Source organism: Rhizobium sp. CF142, from assembly GCF_000281145.1.
Lineage (GTDB): Bacteria > Pseudomonadota > Alphaproteobacteria > Rhizobiales > Rhizobiaceae > Rhizobium.
The window spans coordinates 38280-53290 of sequence record NZ_AJWE01000054.1; the positions used below are offsets into that span (position 1 = coordinate 38280).

The 15011-nt window shown below is 59.9% G+C and carries 15 protein-coding genes; 4 read left to right on the plus strand and 11 right to left on the minus strand.

Annotated features, from left to right (window positions below; genetic code table 11):
• Nucleotide 1: 1 nt before the first annotated feature.
• A complete protein-coding gene (locus tag PMI11_RS13815; RefSeq protein ID WP_007817938.1) occupies nt 2-937 on the minus strand; it encodes a histone deacetylase family protein in 936 nt (311 codons plus the stop codon).
• Between the two features lie 186 nt (nt 938-1123).
• On the opposite strand from PMI11_RS13815, the gene PMI11_RS13820 reads away from it, so the two are divergent.
• Entirely contained in the window at nt 1124-1525 is a 402-nt protein-coding gene (locus PMI11_RS13820; RefSeq protein WP_007817939.1) for an acyl-CoA thioesterase, read from the plus strand.
• On the opposite strand, the gene PMI11_RS13825 is transcribed toward PMI11_RS13820, so the two are convergent.
• The 3 genes from PMI11_RS13825 to PMI11_RS13835 are packed head-to-tail and all read right to left on the minus strand — an operon-like array spanning nt 1522 to nt 3391.
• Nucleotides 1522-2085, minus strand: coding sequence for a biotin transporter BioY (locus PMI11_RS13825; protein ID WP_007817941.1), 564 nt, complete (start codon nt 2083-2085; stop codon nt 1522-1524). The genes PMI11_RS13820 and PMI11_RS13825 overlap by 4 nt on opposite strands.
• A gap of 23 nt (nt 2086-2108) precedes the next feature.
• Complete coding sequence (locus PMI11_RS13830) at nt 2109-2717, minus strand: CbiQ family ECF transporter T component (protein ID WP_007817942.1); 609 nt, start codon at nt 2715-2717, stop codon at nt 2109-2111.
• Nucleotides 2717-3391 carry an energy-coupling factor ABC transporter ATP-binding protein gene (locus PMI11_RS13835; RefSeq protein WP_037071311.1) on the minus strand — a complete coding sequence of 225 codons (675 nt, stop codon included), beginning with the start codon at nt 3389-3391 and terminating at the stop codon, nt 2717-2719. The genes PMI11_RS13830 and PMI11_RS13835 overlap by 1 nt, the downstream gene beginning before the upstream one ends.
• A 125-nt stretch (nt 3392-3516) precedes the next feature.
• Between PMI11_RS13835 and PMI11_RS13840 the strand changes: the two genes are divergently transcribed.
• Nucleotides 3517-4707: a winged helix-turn-helix domain-containing protein gene (locus PMI11_RS13840; RefSeq protein WP_007817947.1), complete on the plus strand. Its 1191-nt coding sequence runs from the start codon at nt 3517-3519 to the stop codon at nt 4705-4707.
• A gap of 32 nt (nt 4708-4739) precedes the next feature.
• Here the strand turns inward: PMI11_RS13840 and ribB are convergent, their stop codons facing one another.
• From ribB to PMI11_RS13855, 3 genes are all read right to left on the minus strand, one after another.
• Entirely contained in the window at nt 4740-5843 is a 1104-nt protein-coding gene (gene ribB / locus PMI11_RS13845) for a 3,4-dihydroxy-2-butanone-4-phosphate synthase (RefSeq protein WP_007817949.1), read from the minus strand.
• A 10-nt stretch (nt 5844-5853) separates the two neighbouring features.
• The gene (aroC, locus tag PMI11_RS13850; RefSeq protein WP_007817950.1) at nt 5854-6951 is read right to left on the minus strand and encodes a chorismate synthase; all 1098 of its coding nucleotides are present in this window, start codon (nt 6949-6951) and stop codon (nt 5854-5856) included.
• Between the two features lie 175 nt (nt 6952-7126).
• A complete protein-coding gene (locus tag PMI11_RS13855) occupies nt 7127-10300 on the minus strand; it encodes a bifunctional diguanylate cyclase/phosphodiesterase (RefSeq protein WP_007817952.1) in 3174 nt (1057 codons plus the stop codon).
• Between the two features lie 246 nt (nt 10301-10546).
• Here PMI11_RS13855 and PMI11_RS13860 point away from each other — a divergent pair, with 246 nt between their 5' ends.
• Nucleotides 10547-10807 (plus strand): DUF1344 domain-containing protein, encoded by a 261-nt coding sequence (locus PMI11_RS13860; protein ID WP_037071313.1) that lies wholly within the window; start codon nt 10547-10549, stop codon nt 10805-10807.
• A gap of 15 nt (nt 10808-10822) precedes the next feature.
• On the opposite strand, the gene PMI11_RS13865 is transcribed toward PMI11_RS13860, so the two are convergent.
• From PMI11_RS13865 to PMI11_RS13880, 4 genes are all read right to left on the minus strand, one after another.
• Nucleotides 10823-11413: a histidine phosphatase family protein gene (locus tag PMI11_RS13865; RefSeq protein ID WP_007817956.1), complete on the minus strand. Its 591-nt coding sequence runs from the start codon at nt 11411-11413 to the stop codon at nt 10823-10825.
• 31 nt (nt 11414-11444) lie between these two features.
• Nucleotides 11445-12263 carry an enoyl-ACP reductase FabI gene (gene fabI, locus PMI11_RS13870; protein ID WP_007817957.1) on the minus strand — a complete coding sequence of 273 codons (819 nt, stop codon included), beginning with the start codon at nt 12261-12263 and terminating at the stop codon, nt 11445-11447.
• A gap of 122 nt (nt 12264-12385) precedes the next feature.
• The gene (locus PMI11_RS13875; protein WP_007817959.1) at nt 12386-13579 is read right to left on the minus strand and encodes a DnaJ C-terminal domain-containing protein; all 1194 of its coding nucleotides are present in this window, start codon (nt 13577-13579) and stop codon (nt 12386-12388) included.
• Nucleotides 13580-13866: 287 nt separating this feature from the next.
• Entirely contained in the window at nt 13867-14325 is a 459-nt protein-coding gene (locus PMI11_RS13880; RefSeq protein WP_007817961.1) for an RT0821/Lpp0805 family surface protein, read from the minus strand.
• Between the two features lie 64 nt (nt 14326-14389).
• Between PMI11_RS13880 and pdxH the strand changes: the two genes are divergently transcribed.
• Nucleotides 14390-15010, plus strand: coding sequence for a pyridoxamine 5'-phosphate oxidase (gene pdxH / locus PMI11_RS13885; protein WP_007817963.1), 621 nt, complete (start codon nt 14390-14392; stop codon nt 15008-15010).
• Nucleotide 15011 lies beyond the last annotated feature (1 nt).

The following is a 15011-nucleotide window of genomic DNA, read 5'->3' on the forward strand; positions in this document are numbered from 1 at the left end:
CTCAACCCTTCATCATTCTGAGGATATGCATACCCGCCGACTCGGCGAGTCCCTCCAGATCATACCCGCCTTCCAGCAGGCTGACGACCCGGTTATTGGCGCTGCGGTCGGCAACCTCAAGAAGACGTCCCGTCGCCCAATCGAAATCCTCGCCGGTCAGGTTGATCTGCGCCAGCGGATCGCGGTGATGGGCGTCAAATCCGGCAGAGATAATGATGATATCGGGCCGGAAATCGTTGAGCGCCGGCAGCACGCGCGATTTGAACGCCTCGCGGAAATGGTCGCTGCCGACATTGGGAGACAGCGGGGCATTGACGATCGTGCCATGCGCGCCGTTTTCATCCTTGGCCCCGGTGCCGGGATAAAGCGGCATCTGATGGGTGGAGCAGAAAAGCACGGAGGGATCGTCCCAGAAAATATCCTGCGTGCCATTGCCGTGATGGACGTCCCAATCGACGATGGCGACGCGCTCGGCGCCGTGAGCCTTCTGCGCATGGCGGGCAGCGATCGCCGCGTTGTTGAAGAAGCAGAAGCCCATCGCCGTCATCTTTTCCGCGTGGTGTCCCGGCGGGCGTGCGGCAACGAACACATTGTCCGCCTTGCCGCGAAAGACGTCATCGACAGCCGCCATTGCCCCGCCGATACCGGTCAGTGCGGCCTGCAGGCTCTTCTGGCTGGCATAGGTATCGGCCTCGAGCTGGTTGATCTTGTCTTCTTCTTCCGGGATTTGCCGCATGACGGCGATCAGATGTTCTTCCGGATGGGCAAGCAACACGGCGTCTTCATTCGCCTGCGGCGCTTCCTTTCGGTCGAGACGCTCGAAATTCGGATGCTCCAGCGCGACATTGAGCGCACGGATGCGGTCGGAGCGCTCGGGATGGCCTGACGGCGTCACGTGCTCGAGAAAGATGGGATGTTCGTAAAGGCGGGTGCTCATGCCGGCACTCTATCGATCGCAAATGTCATGATCCACAGCAGATGGAGCGCTGTGCGTCGATTTCAACAAGCCACGTCGTCGCGGTTAACGCTCAGCATCCTCCGTTTACGCTATTTTAATTGTTTCGTTTACTTCGACGGACCCCATGCTAGGGTCGAGCTGATAACTTGCAAGGCAGACCTGTAAATGAGTAAGACGAACCGCCCGGACGTGGTGGAATTGCGCATACCGTTTCGTGATGTGGACATGAACGGCCAGATGTTTCTGGCCTCCTATATTTCCTATGCCGAATCCGTACTTGCAGGTTTCTGGTCATTGAGACCTGATGTGGAGGACGAGCCTGCCTATACTCCCGCCAAGGTGTCCTGCATCCTTCACCGGCCATTGCACTATCACGAAGCGGTGACCTTCACCGCCGGCGTCGACAAGATCGGCGTGCGCTCCATCGGCTTTCTCATCGCCGCCGAGATTGATGACGAGCGTGCCGCCGAGGTCGAAATCACCTGGCAGGCGCGCAGCCGCGACGACGGCTCACCAGTCGCGCTTCCCGAAGAGACGCGCGACTGGCTCTATGGCTTTCTGGATTAAGCGCGAATCCGCAAGAGCGGATAGCCGGCCATGACGGCCCGGCCGACGAGCGCTGCGACGAAGGCCTTTATGACATCACCTGGTATGAAGGCCATGCTGCCCACAAAGGCCTGCTTCAGGCCGATATTGGCGGCAAGGGCCAGATAGGCGATGCCGAAAGCGTAGAGCACGACGATACCGCCGATCATGGCGGCAAGGAAAAAGCTTACCGTCTGGACGAGGCCGGACTGATTGCCGCGCACGAGCCGTTCACTGAGGAAGCCCGTAACAAAAGCAGCAAAAGCCCAACCGAACAGGAAGCCTGACGTCGGAGCCACGAAAGCCGCAAATCCGCCGCGGCCGCCCGAAAGTACAGGCAGGCCGATGGCTACGAGCACGAGCACGATCAGCACGGCAATCGTGGCGCGTCTTGCGCCAAGCACGACGCCTGCCATCATGACGCCGAGTGATTGCGCGGTGATCGGCACTGGAATGAAGCCCAGATAGATAGGCGGCAGCAGGCCGAGAGCCACGATGATCGCGGCGAAAAGAGCGGCAAGAACGAGGTCGCGCGTGCTCATCGTGATCTCCAATTCATAAATCGTTAACTGACATGCCGCCGAATGCCACGCGCGTCAATCGCCGCGGCAATGTTATCCGCATCCCTGAGCGTTAAAATGATGAGCGGGGTAAGGACTGTCACCGGTCGTACCTTCAGTCCGCGCGCCGCATGCGCTTCGCTGATCGCATGGTAGCGGGCAATGATTTCGGGCACGAAACGCAGCACGAGACCGACCGCCAGCCCGATATCGTCGGCCTTCACCCAGCCTGTCCGTTCCAGCGGCCGTGCAAGCACCGTTATCTCATCCATGAATTGCGTGATCGTCGTCGTCGCGGTCACGGCAGCAGCAAACATCATCAGCGCCGTCAGCCGGAGCAGCGTCGCAAGCGCCACGTGCCACGGACTGACGATGAGAGTGAAAAGCGCCACGATCACGATCGTCAGCAAGATTGGCCGCAGCCGGACGGCCGATTCCTTTAGCGACAAGCCGATGCTGCGATAGGTCAGTGCCGTCAGCAGCGTGACGATGGCAAGCAGCGGAAGATTGTCGCCGAGGAACAACACGACGCCAAGCAGGAAGAGGGAAAAGATCTTTGCCCGCGGCGAAAGCCGGTGCAGGGCACTGTTACCTTCGACATAAAGCGACTGCATCAGACGGCAAGCTCCCTGTATCGGGTGATCGCTTCCGCCGCCGGCGCGTCGGCCGCCAGCCTGCCTCCATGGAACAATAGCACCCGCTCGAAACCCGATATCAGCTCGAGATCATGAGTGATGACGACGACATTTTCTTCGAGCCCATCGATGGTCTTCTGCACCAGCGCACGGTTGCGCAGGTCAAGCTGATTGGTTGGCTCGTCGAGGATCAGGATATTGGGACCGGTCGCCAGCACGGAGCAGAGGGCCGCGATCTGCAGCTCGCCGCCCGAAAGCTCGTGCGCACGGCGAGTGGCGAGTTCCTCGGCATTGAAGCGGGCGAGCACCATCTCGACCTTTCGATCGATCTCCGCCTTGGTAAAGCCGCGGCCCTTCAGCCCGAACGCGATGTCGTCCCTGACGATCGGCAGGATTATCTGGTTCTGCGGCGACTGGAAGATGAAGCCGACATCAGCATGCGCCGTCTTCTCGTCGCATGTGTCCCGCCCATTGACGATAACCTTGCCGGTGGTGGGTTTCATGAGCCCGTTGATCATCCGCGCAAAGGTCGTCTTGCCCGAACCGTTGAGCCCGATGATGCCGAGACGATTTTCGGTGAGAGACAGTGTCAGCGGCTCGACCACTACCCTTGCTCCGAAACTGGCGCCCGCGCTCTCGAAACGAATATCCAACTACGGTCCCCTTGTTTGAATTCCTGCTTCTATAAGGCGGTGACGACACGATAAAGGATCAAAATCAAATCGGCTCGAATATGGTATCGGGTAGCTAGGAAGATTTTCCGCGCTATGATGGCGGCATGACGAATCTGCTCTCCAATTCCGATGCCCGCCGTGTCTTTCTCGCCAAGCAGGGGCTGAGCGCGCCTCCGAATCGTGCATTGACCAAGACCGGCCTGCTGGACCTCATTCATGACCTCGGCTTCGTGCAGGTGGACAGCATCCAGACGGTGGAACGCGCCCATCATCAGATCCTCTTTTCCCGCAACCAGACATACCGGCGCGAACACTTGACCGCGCTTCTGGAAAAGGATGGTGCGCTCTTCGAACACTGGACGCATGATGCCTCCATCCTGCCGAGCGCCTTCTTCAAATACTGGAAGCACAAATTCCGCGACGAGGAACTGGCGCTCGTCGAGCGCTGGCGCAGATGGCGCGGCGAGGGCTTCGAAGCTTCCTTCGAGGAGACCTATGATCGGGTGGTCAAGGATGGGGCGATCCTGGCGCGTGACATGAAGGCGGATGGCCACGTCTCCGGCGGCTGGTGGAACTGGCACCCCAACAAGACGGCGCTCGAATATTTCTGGCGCACCGGCAAATTCGCCATCGCCGGCCGCTCCAATTTCCAGAAGATCTATGATCTCGTCGAGCGCGTCATCCCCGCCGAATTCCATGAGCCTGAGGTCAGCCGCGAGGATTTCGTGGATTGGGCCTGCCGAAGCGCGCTTGCCCGTCTGGGCTTTGCCACCCACGGCGAAATCGCCGCCTTCTGGGATCTGCTGTCCCCGGACGAAGCCAAGGCCTGGGTTGCCGAAAACAGGGATGAGCTGATCGAAGTGATGATCGAACCGGCGCTTGGCGGCAAACCGCGTGCCTCTTGGGCTTTCGCCGATTTCCTTGGCACGACAGATACTTATCCGGAAGCGCCACCGCGAATCCGGGTACTCAGCCCCTTTGATCCGATGATCCGGGACAGAAACCGGACGGAGCGTCTTTTCGGCTTCTTCTACCGGATCGAGATTTTCGTCCCGGAGCCGAAGCGTGAATATGGCTATTATGTCTTCCCGCTCCTGGAAGGCGACAGGCTCATCGGCCGTATCGACATGAAGGCCGACCGGAAGAAGGGTACGCTGGATGTGAAGCGGCTATGGATGGAACCACGCGTCAAGGCATCCGCAGGGCGACTCGAAAAGCTGGAAGCCGAGTTGGAGCGCTTAGCGCGCTTCGCCGGCGTGGAGAACGTCGTCTATCTGGATGGCTGGAAAGGCTAATCCTTCTCCTCGAGGGGAGAAGGGATAGCTAGTCAGCAGATCTCCGTCGTCGAAATCTTGATCCCGAAGCCTTCCAGGCCGACATAGTGGCGTTCGCGGCTGGTCAAAAGCTTGATTGAGCTGATGCCGAGATCCTTGAGGATCTGCGCACCGAGGCCGATTTCCAGCCATTCGCTGTCGCGTGTCTGTGCTTCCGCATGCGCCTCGCGACCTTGATTGCGCGCCTTGCGGCCATTGTCGTAGTGGCCGACGCCGACAGAGCCTTCACGCAGGTAGACGATGATGCCGCGTCCCTCTTCGGCGATTTTCTGCATATAGAAATCGACTGGCTTGCGCTTGCCGAAGAGATCGTCGGCTACGTTTTCCGGGTGCAGGCGCACCGGAATATCGACACCGTCCCTGATATCGCCGAAGACGACGGCGAGATGCTGCATCGGATCCCACGGCAGCGAATAGGTATGCGCCTTGGCCTTGCCGAATGGCGTCTCGATATCGAAGCTCGAGCCGAGCTCGATCAGCGTTTCCTTGCGTTGGCGATAGGCGATGAGGTCGGCAACCGACAGAAGCTTCAGTCCGTGCTGTTCGGCGAAATCCACGACCTGCGGGCCGCGCGTCACCGTGCCATCGTCATTGACGAGTTCGGAGATGACGCCGATCAGCGGCAGGCCGGCAAGCTTGCAGAGATCGACGGCCGCTTCCGTATGGCCGGAACGCATCAGGACACCGCCTTCGCGGGAGACCAGCGGGAAGATGTGGCCCGGCCGGACGAAATCTGATGCACCCACATTCGGATTTGCGAGATTGCGCACCGTGAGCGTGCGGTCGTCGGCGGAAATGCCCGTCGTTGTGCCGTGCTTGAAGTCGACGGAAACGGTAAAGGCGGTCGTGTGGGCGGAATCGTTTTCCGCCACCATGGCGTTGAGGTTCAGCCGCTTGGCCTCCTCCTTCGGCATCGGCGCGCAGACGATGCCTGACGTGTGGCGCACGATGAAGGCCATCTTTTCGGGCGTCGCATGCACGGCGGCGACGATCAGGTCACCCTCGTTTTCACGATCATTGTCATCCATGACGACGACGATCTCGCCGGCTTCGAAAGCCCTGATGGCATCAACAACGCGCTTCTGATCATAAGGCATGGGACAATTCCTATTTCAGCCGGCCGGTCTGGCCGCGGTCGCGAAGATAATGATCGGCAACGGCGCAGGCGACCATCGCCTCGCCGATCGGCACGGCGCGGATACCGACGCAGGGGTCATGACGGCCCTTGGTGCGGATATCGACATTCTTGCCGTCGGCATCGATCGACTGCCGTTCGGTGAGAATGGAAGAGGTCGGCTTGACAGCGAAGCGGGCGACGACCGGCTGGCCAGTCGAAATGCCGCCCAGGATACCACCGGCATTGTTGGACAGGAAGATCGGCTGGCCGTCATTGCCCATGCGCATCTCGTCAGCATTGTCTTCGCCGCTCGTCTCTGCGGCGGCAAAACCGTTGCCGATCTCGACGCCTTTGACGGCATTGATCGACATAAGCAGCGAAGCGATATCCTGGTCGAGCTTGCCGTAGATCGGTGCACCGAGGCCTGCCGGGACGCCCTCGGCGATCACCTCGATGACGGCGCCGATGGAGGAACCGGCCTTGCGGATACCGTCGAGATACTCTTCCCAGACGGGCACGATCTCGGCATCAGGGGAGAAGAACGGGTTCTGGCCGACCTGATCCCAGTCCCAGTTGGCGCGATTGATCTTGTGCCTGCCGATCTGCACCAGTGCACCGCGGATGGTGACACCGGGCACGACGAGCCGGGCGATGCCGCCGGCAGCAACGCGCGCTGCCGTCTCGCGGGCAGACGAACGGCCGCCCCCGCGATAGTCGCGGATGCCGTATTTCGTGTCATAGGTATAGTCGGCATGGCCGGGGCGATATTGCCGGGCGATCTCGCCATAGTCCTTGGAACGCTGGTCGGTATTTTCGATCAGCATCGAGATCGGCGTGCCGGTCGAAATCATCGTCTCGCCGTCGGCGTCCATCATCACGCCCGAGAGAACTTTCACCAGATCGTCTTCGCGCCGCTGGGTGACGAAACGGCTCTGGCCGGGCTTGCGCTTGTCGAGCCAGACCTGCAGGTCCTCGAGCTTGAAGCGCAGCCCCGGAGGGCAGCCGTCGACAACGGCGCCGAGCGCCGGCCCGTGGCTTTCGCCCCAGGTAGTTACACGGAAGAGATGACCGAATGTATTGTGCGACATGTGTTCCCGCCGGATGCGCGGAACCAGTCGTCACCGGCCGCGCCATTACTTAAAAAGGCGCGACACTCATAGGCCAAAAAACCGTTCAGGCAAAAGCCTTTCTTTGCGCCTGATGGTGCGATCAGGGAAATGGTATTTCCCGTATTTGCGACCGATAGCAGCCTCGGCTTCAGCGCTAGGACGCCAGCAGCCAGGCTGTGCCGCGCGCCTCGATGGCGAAGTCGTCGAAGGAGAGGGGGCGTGCGAAGGCGTAACCCTGCAGGAGATCGCAGCCGAGGTCGCGCAGCAGTTCGGCATGTGCCAGCGTCTCGACACCCTCGGCCACGGTTTCTACACCGAGCGAGCGGGCGATCTCAATGATGGAGCTGACGAGCGCGCGCTCCTGCGAGGAGGCGACGATCGGCTGGACGAGCTGCCGGTCGATCTTCAGCCGCTTCGGCTTGAGCTTCAGCAGCGAGACGATCGAGGTGTGGCCGGTACCGAAATCGTCGATCTCGATATCGATGCCGAGCGCCTTGATCCGTTCGAGGTTTTGCGAAACCACGTCCTCGCTTTCGTCGAGAAAGATGGATTCCACCAGTTCGAAGGAAATTTCGCCAGGGCGGATGTGCAGGTCACCAAGCGATTCCAGAAGGCTGCCGTCATGCAGGCGTCGCGCCGAAACGTTGACGGAGACCTTCGGAACATAGATGCCCTGCGCCGCCCAGCGCATCTTGTCGCGCAGCGCAGTTTCCAGAACGATGCGGTCGAGTGTCTGCACGACATTGATCTCGTCGGCGATGCGCAGGAACTTGTCCGGTGTGAGCAAGCCCTTGGAGGGATGGCGCCAGCGCACCAGCGCCTCGACGCCCGTCAGCTTCATCGAGCGTGCGCAAAACTGCGGCTGGTACCAGGCCGTGAACTCGCCATTGTCGATGCCAGCGAGGATCTCATCAGCCGTGCGTTTATTGTTGATGATGTCGGCCTGCAGATTGTGGTTGAAGAATTCGAAGCGGTTGCGGCCGAGGCTCTTGGCGCGATAGAGCGCAATGTCGGCATTGATCAGCACCTTGCGGGCATCGACATGAATGCCGTTCGCCAGCGCAATACCGATCGACACGCCGCAGCGGCAGGGAAAGCCCTGGAAATCGACGGGCTGGCGCATTTCCTCAATGACGCGGCCTGCAAGCTCCGCCATCTCCTTGTCGCCCACGTCGAAGGAGAGGATGACGAACTCGTCGCCGCCGATACGCGCAACGACATCACTGTCACGCAGATTCCTGGAAAGCACGCGTGAAGCATGGACCAGCATCGCGTCGCCGGCTGCATGTCCCAGCGTGTCGTTGATTTCCTTGAAGCGGTCGAGGTCGATATGCAGGATCGCGAATTTCTGCCGCTCGCCGCGGCCGGCATCCGTCAGGTTTTCCAGCGCGATATCGAGCTTGCGACGGTTGGCGAGCGAGGTCAGCGGGTCGTGCAGGGAATTGTGCTCGATCCTGTTCTTGGCGAGCTCGAGCTCGATGTTCTTGGTGATCGCCTCATCCTTCGCGGCCTTGAGGCGCAGCGTCATCAATGCATCCTCGGTCGAATCGAAGGCGATGCCGATGATCTTCATCTCGCCGGTCGGCGTGCGGTGGACCTTGCCGACGGAACGCACGTAGCGAAAGCCGCCATTTTCGTCCGGCACGCGGCAGACGAGCGTATGCGTGTCTCCGAGCTGCTTGAAATGCCGGGCGCTTTCGAGCGCCAGCCCGCGGTCATCGGGGTAGATGCAGGAAAGCCATGCGTCTTCGGTCACGAAGGCATTGCTCTGCTTCAATCCATAGAGCTCGTGCATGCGCTCGTCCCAGATCGAGCCGCTCTTGCCGAGAATTGCCTCCCAGATGCCGCATTGATAGGAATCGAGGGCCAGATCGAGCTTGCCGGAGAGTTCGGAAAGCTCCGCCTCGCGACTTGAAAGTTCTTCCAGCGCGAGTTCCAGCTCGGCATTCTTGAGCTCGCTCGTTTCCTTGGCAAGGCGAAGCGTGTTGGTGACTTCCGCATCGGCTGTCACGTCCCAGACGATACCGATCGTCTTTCCCGCGCCGCCGGCATCCGTATAGAAGGCGCCGATGGAACGCAGATGGCGGATGCGCCCATCTTCCCGCATCACCCTGTATTGTGCGGTGCAGGCTTCTCCAGCGATGCTGCAACCGAAGAAATGAACCTCGGCGATTTCGCGGTCTTCGGGCACGATCGTCGAAAGCCACACTTCCAGTGACCGGCTGCCTTCGATCGCTTTGAGGCCGTGAAGGGTGGATGCGCGTGCATCCCAGGCAAGGTTGGTGGCGTTCTCCTGCAACTCCCATATGCCGATCCGGGAAGATTCCAGCGCCAGGTTGAGGCGCTGCGACAGTTCCAGAAGTTTGGCTTCGCGAGCCTCAAGCTGCGTGATGTTGCGGTTGCGTTCGCCGAGCAGCAACGTGGCAAAGAAGATCGGGATGATGATTACGCAGCCTGCGGCGACGATGATCAATCGCAGTTCACGCTGATTATTGGGAACCGCATCCCAGCCGGAGTTCGGCACCGCCGCCAGTTCCCATCGCCCGCCCGCGAAGTTGATTTTGCGGCGGAGCGGATCTTTCTCGTAGATATTGGAAGGGCCGAAGAAGGGCGCGGCCGTTTCGTTTGGAATGCCGATGTCGCGCACCGCGATCGACAGATGGTCGAGATGCGGATAGCGCTCCTGGTTTTCGCTGTTGCGCGCGGGCTTTAGGCCGGTCGCCTCGTAGAACATGTTCTGGTCGATGACGACCTCGACCGCGCCCCAGATGCGGCGCTGGCCGTTCTGCTTGACGAATACAGGGAAGAAGATCGCGAAGGCGTTTTCTGCATCTGCCGTCTTGAAGGGACCGTAGAAGCGCGCCGACTGGTCGCCGGTATTGCGGCTGATCGACATGCGCTCCATCAGCCGCTCGCGCACATCCTTGCCGATCCTGTCTCTGCCGGATTGCGCCGGATAGACCGACTTGACGATGAAATCGGGCGCGACCGCAATATGGATGAATTGTGGGTTCTGGATCAGCAGCCAGTTGATCTGCCGCTCCATCTCCACCTCGTTCGTCTGCGTGCTGAGCGAGATCAGGTTGGAAAGGTCGCGGACGGCGGTAATGTCCATATTGATCTGCGCCATCATGCGGGCACGGATCAGGTTCGTCTCGTTTTCAGTACGGATTTGCAGCTCGCGCAGATAGGCGGCAGTATTTGCACTGTCGAGTGCAAAGCCGACGGCAACAACGACGACGGCCACGAGGGCGGAAACCAGCAGCGAGACACGCGTATTCTTCAGAACACGCCGCAGCTGGTTGCCGTTGCTCAGCCGGAATTGCAAATCACACACCCCTACATTCGCGCCGACTTTAGGGTGCAGGGGTTAATTTACGATTGCGCGCATTCGCGGCCGCTAAATCGCGTAAACAGAGAGAAAAAGACGGTTAATCGAGCCTCTTGATTATCCGTAAAATCCTATTCATCAATTGGGCGCCGAAAGCCATTCTTCCGGGCAATTTTCGCCATATTCAGGAGTTTATCTGTGGCCACTCGATATCAATGGCAGCGTTTCAAAGGGATTGCCGACATGCGTTTCGTTATTGCTACGCTTCTGGCCACGGCAAATTTTCTTTCGCCCATGAGCAGTTTTGCCGAGAGCGCTGATGTCGAGGCGACGATCAAGAAGGTCGATACGGCCAATCTCGTGCTGACGCTCGATGATGGCAAGACCTATCAGGCGCCCGAGGAGTTCGATTTCGAAGGCCTGAAGGCAGGCGTCAAGGTGGTGATTTTCTATACGGAAGTCGACGGCAAGCGCGTCATCAACGATCTCGACATCGTCAAGTAAGCGGCCCCATCTGGGCTAGATCCAGCCGATCAGGCTCTGCGACGTCTCGATCTTCAAAATCCGGTCCTGCGGGATTTCGCCTTCAGAGGCGACGTCCTTCGGCAGGTTGGAGATTATCTTGAACAGGCTTCTGATGACGCCGCCATGGGTGACGCAGACGGTCGGCCGGTCGACCGAATTTAGCCATGCGCCTGTTCGCCACGACATGATCTCGTAGCTTTCCGCATCCTCGCCCGGCGGAATGAAATCCCACTTGTTGATGTTGCGTTCTGTCACTCGCTCGGCCTGCGAGGCCCTGAGCTGCTTGAGCGTGTAGCCTTCCCAGTCGCCAAAGGAGACTTCGACCAGACGTTCGTCGGTCCGGTAATCCTTGGGCGGGAGCCCCATGGCTGATCGCATGATCTCCATGGTCTCGCGCGTACGTCCGAGCGGGCTTGCGACGAAATCGAATTCCGTATCTTCGCCCTTCAGGACCGCCGCAAGGGCGATCCCGTTCTGTTTTGCCTGTTCGCGGCCGATCGCATTGATCGGAATATCCTTCTGCCCCTGCAGGCGGCGTTCCGCATTCCAGTCGGTCTGGCCGTGTCTGATCACATAGATGAGCACGGGGATCGGCTCCGCTTGGGGGGAGGACGCCTCAGTCCTTGATGACGGAAATATCAGGTGCGTCCACAGCCTTCATGCCGATGACATGATAGCCGCTGTCGGCATGATGCACTTCACCCGTCACCGAACGGGACAGGTCCGAGAGAAGGTAGAGGCCGACATCGCCCACTTCCTCGATGGTCACGGTACGGCGCAGCGGCGCATTATACTCGTTCCACTTGAGGATGTAGCGGAAATCGCCGATGCCGGAGGCAGCAAGCGTCTTGATCGGGCCTGCCGAAACAGCGTTGACGCGGATGTTTTTCGGTCCGAGATCGACGGCGAGATACTTCACGCTGGCTTCGAGAGCCGCCTTGGCGACGCCCATGACATTGTAGTTCGGCATCACCTTTTCAGCACCGTAATAGGTGAGGGTGAGCATCGAACCGCCTTCTGTCATCAGCTTCTCGGCGCGGCGAGCGACCGAGGTGAAGGAGTAGACGGAGATCTGCATGGTCTTTGCGAAGTTGTCGGCCGACGTATCGACGTAACGGCCCGTCAGCTCGTCCTTGTCGGAAAAGCCGATCGCGTGCACGATGAAATCGATCTTGCCCCACAGCTTCTCGACGTTTTCGAAAACGGCATCGATCGTGGATTCATCGCTGACATCGCAATGGCCGACCATGACGGCGCCGATTTCGGCAGCCAGCGGCTCCACGCGCTTCTTCAAGGCATCGCCCTGGTAAGTGAAGGCAACTTCTCCGCCCTGCGCATGAATGGCCTTGGCAATACCCCACGCAATCGAACGATTGTTGGCGACACCCATGATGACGCCGCGTTTGCCTGCCATGAGGCCGGATGCTTGAGCCATATTTCGCTTCCCTAGGAATTCTGATGATCCTGCCTATGGCATAGGCCGTTAATCGGTTCAAGCAGGCCCAAGATCATCAACTGTTAGGGATCGTAACAAAGGGTGCGATTGTCACCGAAATTTCATAAAAACAGCCCTTCACGCATGCTCCGCATGAGATCAGTGACTTTAGCGTCGGGTTTTTCCCACAACATAATACGCAATTCGACGACGAGATCGCCTTTCCCGCCGCTGTCGTTAGGCAGCCCTTGGTCGGGAATGCGGATAGTCTTGTCGGAGCCGGACCAGGCAGGGACCGTCACATTGAGTGGTCCTTGCGGACCGTCAACGCGCGCCTCGGTGCCGAGCACTGCGTTTTCGATGTTGAGCGGCAGCACGGCATGCACGTCGAAGCCATCGACGGTGAAGCGCGGATCGGGCGCGATGTGGATGTTGATGACGGCGTCGCCGCGTTGCATGCCCGGCAGCTTGAATCCCTGACCCTTGAGCCGGACCTGATGGCCTTCGGTCGTGCCGGCCGGAAGGGCGAAGCCGACTTCGCGGCCTTCCGGAAGGGAAACTGTCGTCCAGCTTCCTTTCATGATGTCCTCGATCGTCACGGTCGCGGTCGCCACTTCATCCGGGGCCTTCTCAAGGCCTGGCTGGCCGGCGCCGGTGAAGCGGCGCACAAGCGAGGTCAGCAGGCTGAGCGGCAGCGACATGTTGGCGCCAGTGCCGGTGGTGGACTCGGTCTGCTCGTCCTCCGCCCTGGCGGTTTCGGATTCCGCTGTCTCCTGTTCCGGCTGCTTGGCCGTCTCTGCTGCATGCGGCCTAGCCTGTGCTTGCTGAGAATGCGCCTGCTGGGCGTGCGGTTGCGCCTGCGCGCCGGCGGTGCGGGTCGTCTGCGCGCCGAAGATGCGCTCAACCATCTCTTCTGCGGCTTCGGTTGTGCCTGCCTGCTGCTGTTTGGCACCTGCTGCTGCGGCCTTCTGCGCATTGGCGTTGGCGCGCGCAAGTTCTTCCATCACGCGCTCGGCGTTAGCCTGCGCGGCCTTGGCGCGGGCGGCGGCCTCACGGGCTGCGTGCCGCTGCTGCATGATCGTCTGTTCCTGCTTCTTGGTTTCTGCCATGCGTACGGCGCTGTCGAAGAGATTACGCTTCCTCGGATCTTTCAGCGTTTCATAGGCGCGGCCGATCTCCGCGAAACGGGCGGTCGCCGTCGGGTCGCCCTGATTGTGATCGGGATGCACGGCCTTGGCCATGTTGCGCCAGGCAGTCTTGATTTCGTCTGCTCCTGCGTCGCGCTTGACGCCCAGCACCTTGTATGGATCACGCATTGTTCGCACCACCGCTGTCGCAATCCGGGAGGCATGTTCCTCGTGGCCGTTCCCGGAAACCGAATCTCAACTTATGACGCACCGTCCGGTTCGCTCTCGCGACAGGAAAGCCCGCTCGTTGGGCGATCGTGCGGGAGAGTTGCTAATCACTTCTTATTTCCGACGTTGGATATGGGGTGTTTTGCCGCGAATGGTTAGCCTTTCACTAAACATTGAGGCGAATCGGCACGGCGCATTAACCCTGACGTGTCAGGGGCGCATCGTGCCGAAACAGGTGGGCAGTGGGATCAGCTTTCCGGCTGGAAGCTCAGAAGCTGCCAGTTGCCACCACCGACGAGGCAGGTCTTGCCATAGAATTTGGCGATGCCGACATAGGAATGCCGCGTCGTGCGGAACTGGCGGCAAACTTGGCCGGCGTCATTATTCTCGACGATCGTGTCGATGATGCCGGCGCTGCCGGTGGACGCATTGGCCCAAGGAAGCGGCTGTCCCTCGAGCTTCTGGATATCGGCAGACGTCACGGCGTTGCGCACCGTCATCTCGTCGGAAAGCGTATCGGTGCTGGGAGCTGGCTGCGGCACCGTGCCGGTCGCAACCGAACGATCCACCTTTGACGAACTCAGGAAATCGAACCCTCCGGCCACGCAGCCGGAAAGTGACAGAATCGCGATACCGACGATGGAGAGCCTGAAGCTGCGGCGCAGCGAACCCTTTGTATGGCGATGTGTCTTTGCTATGACTTCCACCCTGTATCCTTCCCCAGCTTCGAAAGCTGGGTCAGTTTTCATAAACCGCGGGATTTGAATTAATATGTCGGCAAACGGGTTAACAGCTGGTGACTTTACCGAAAGTGAAGAGCCCTTCAAGCTCTTTGGGGAATGGCTGAAGGAGGCGGAGGCTTCCGAAGTCAACGACCCCAATGCTGTCGCGCTCGCGACGGTCGATGAAGATGGGCTGCCCAATGTCCGCATGGTTCTCCTGAAGGGTTTCGATACCGACGGATTCGTCTTCTACACGAATTTCGAGAGCCGGAAAGGTCGCGAAATCTTGGGGCAGAGGAAAGCCGCCATGTGTTTCCACTGGAAAACGCTGCGCCGCCAGGTGCGCATTCGCGGCCCTGTCGAATTGGTCGCCGATGCCGAGGCCGACGCTTATTTTGCGACCCGCGCCCGCGGCAGCCGTATCGGCGCCTGGGCTTCCAAGCAGTCGCGACCGCTCGAAAGCCGTTTCGCGCTGGAGAAGGCCGTTGCCGAATATACGGCGCGTTATGCCATCGGCGACATTCCGCGCCCGTCTTACTGGTCTGGCTTCCGGATCCGTCCGACCTCGATCGAGTTCTGGAAAGACCAGAAGTTCCGACTGCACGACCGCATCGAGTTTCGCCGACCGACGCCTGAGGGGGCTTGGGACAAGGTGCGAATGTACCCGTAAA

Bases quoted from the DNA above. Each gene is read 5' to 3' on its own strand.
- PMI11_RS13815 (WP_007817938.1), bottom strand. From the start codon at position 937: ATGAGCACCCGCCTTTACGAACATCCCATCTTTCTCGAGCACGTGACG.
- PMI11_RS13825 (WP_007817941.1), bottom strand. From the start codon at position 2,085: ATGAGCACGCGCGACCTCGTTCTTGCCGCTCTTTTCGCCGCGATCATC.
- PMI11_RS13830 (WP_007817942.1), bottom strand. From the start codon at position 2,717: ATGCAGTCGCTTTATGTCGAAGGTAACAGTGCCCTGCACCGGCTTTCG.
- pdxH (WP_007817963.1), top strand. From the start codon at position 14,390: ATGTCGGCAAACGGGTTAACAGCTGGTGACTTTACCGAAAGTGAAGAG.
- ribB (WP_007817949.1), bottom strand. From the start codon at position 5,843: ATGCCTTATGATCAGAAGCGCGTTGTTGATGCCATCAGGGCTTTCGAA.
- fabI (WP_007817957.1), bottom strand. From the start codon at position 12,263: ATGGCTCAAGCATCCGGCCTCATGGCAGGCAAACGCGGCGTCATCATG.
- PMI11_RS13860 (WP_037071313.1), top strand. From the start codon at position 10,547: ATGCGTTTCGTTATTGCTACGCTTCTGGCCACGGCAAATTTTCTTTCG.
- PMI11_RS13840 (WP_007817947.1), top strand. From the start codon at position 3,517: ATGACGAATCTGCTCTCCAATTCCGATGCCCGCCGTGTCTTTCTCGCC.
- PMI11_RS13820 (WP_007817939.1), top strand. From the start codon at position 1,124: ATGAGTAAGACGAACCGCCCGGACGTGGTGGAATTGCGCATACCGTTT.
- PMI11_RS13875 (WP_007817959.1), bottom strand. From the start codon at position 13,579: ATGCGTGATCCATACAAGGTGCTGGGCGTCAAGCGCGACGCAGGAGCA.
- aroC (WP_007817950.1), bottom strand. From the start codon at position 6,951: ATGTCGCACAATACATTCGGTCATCTCTTCCGTGTAACTACCTGGGGC.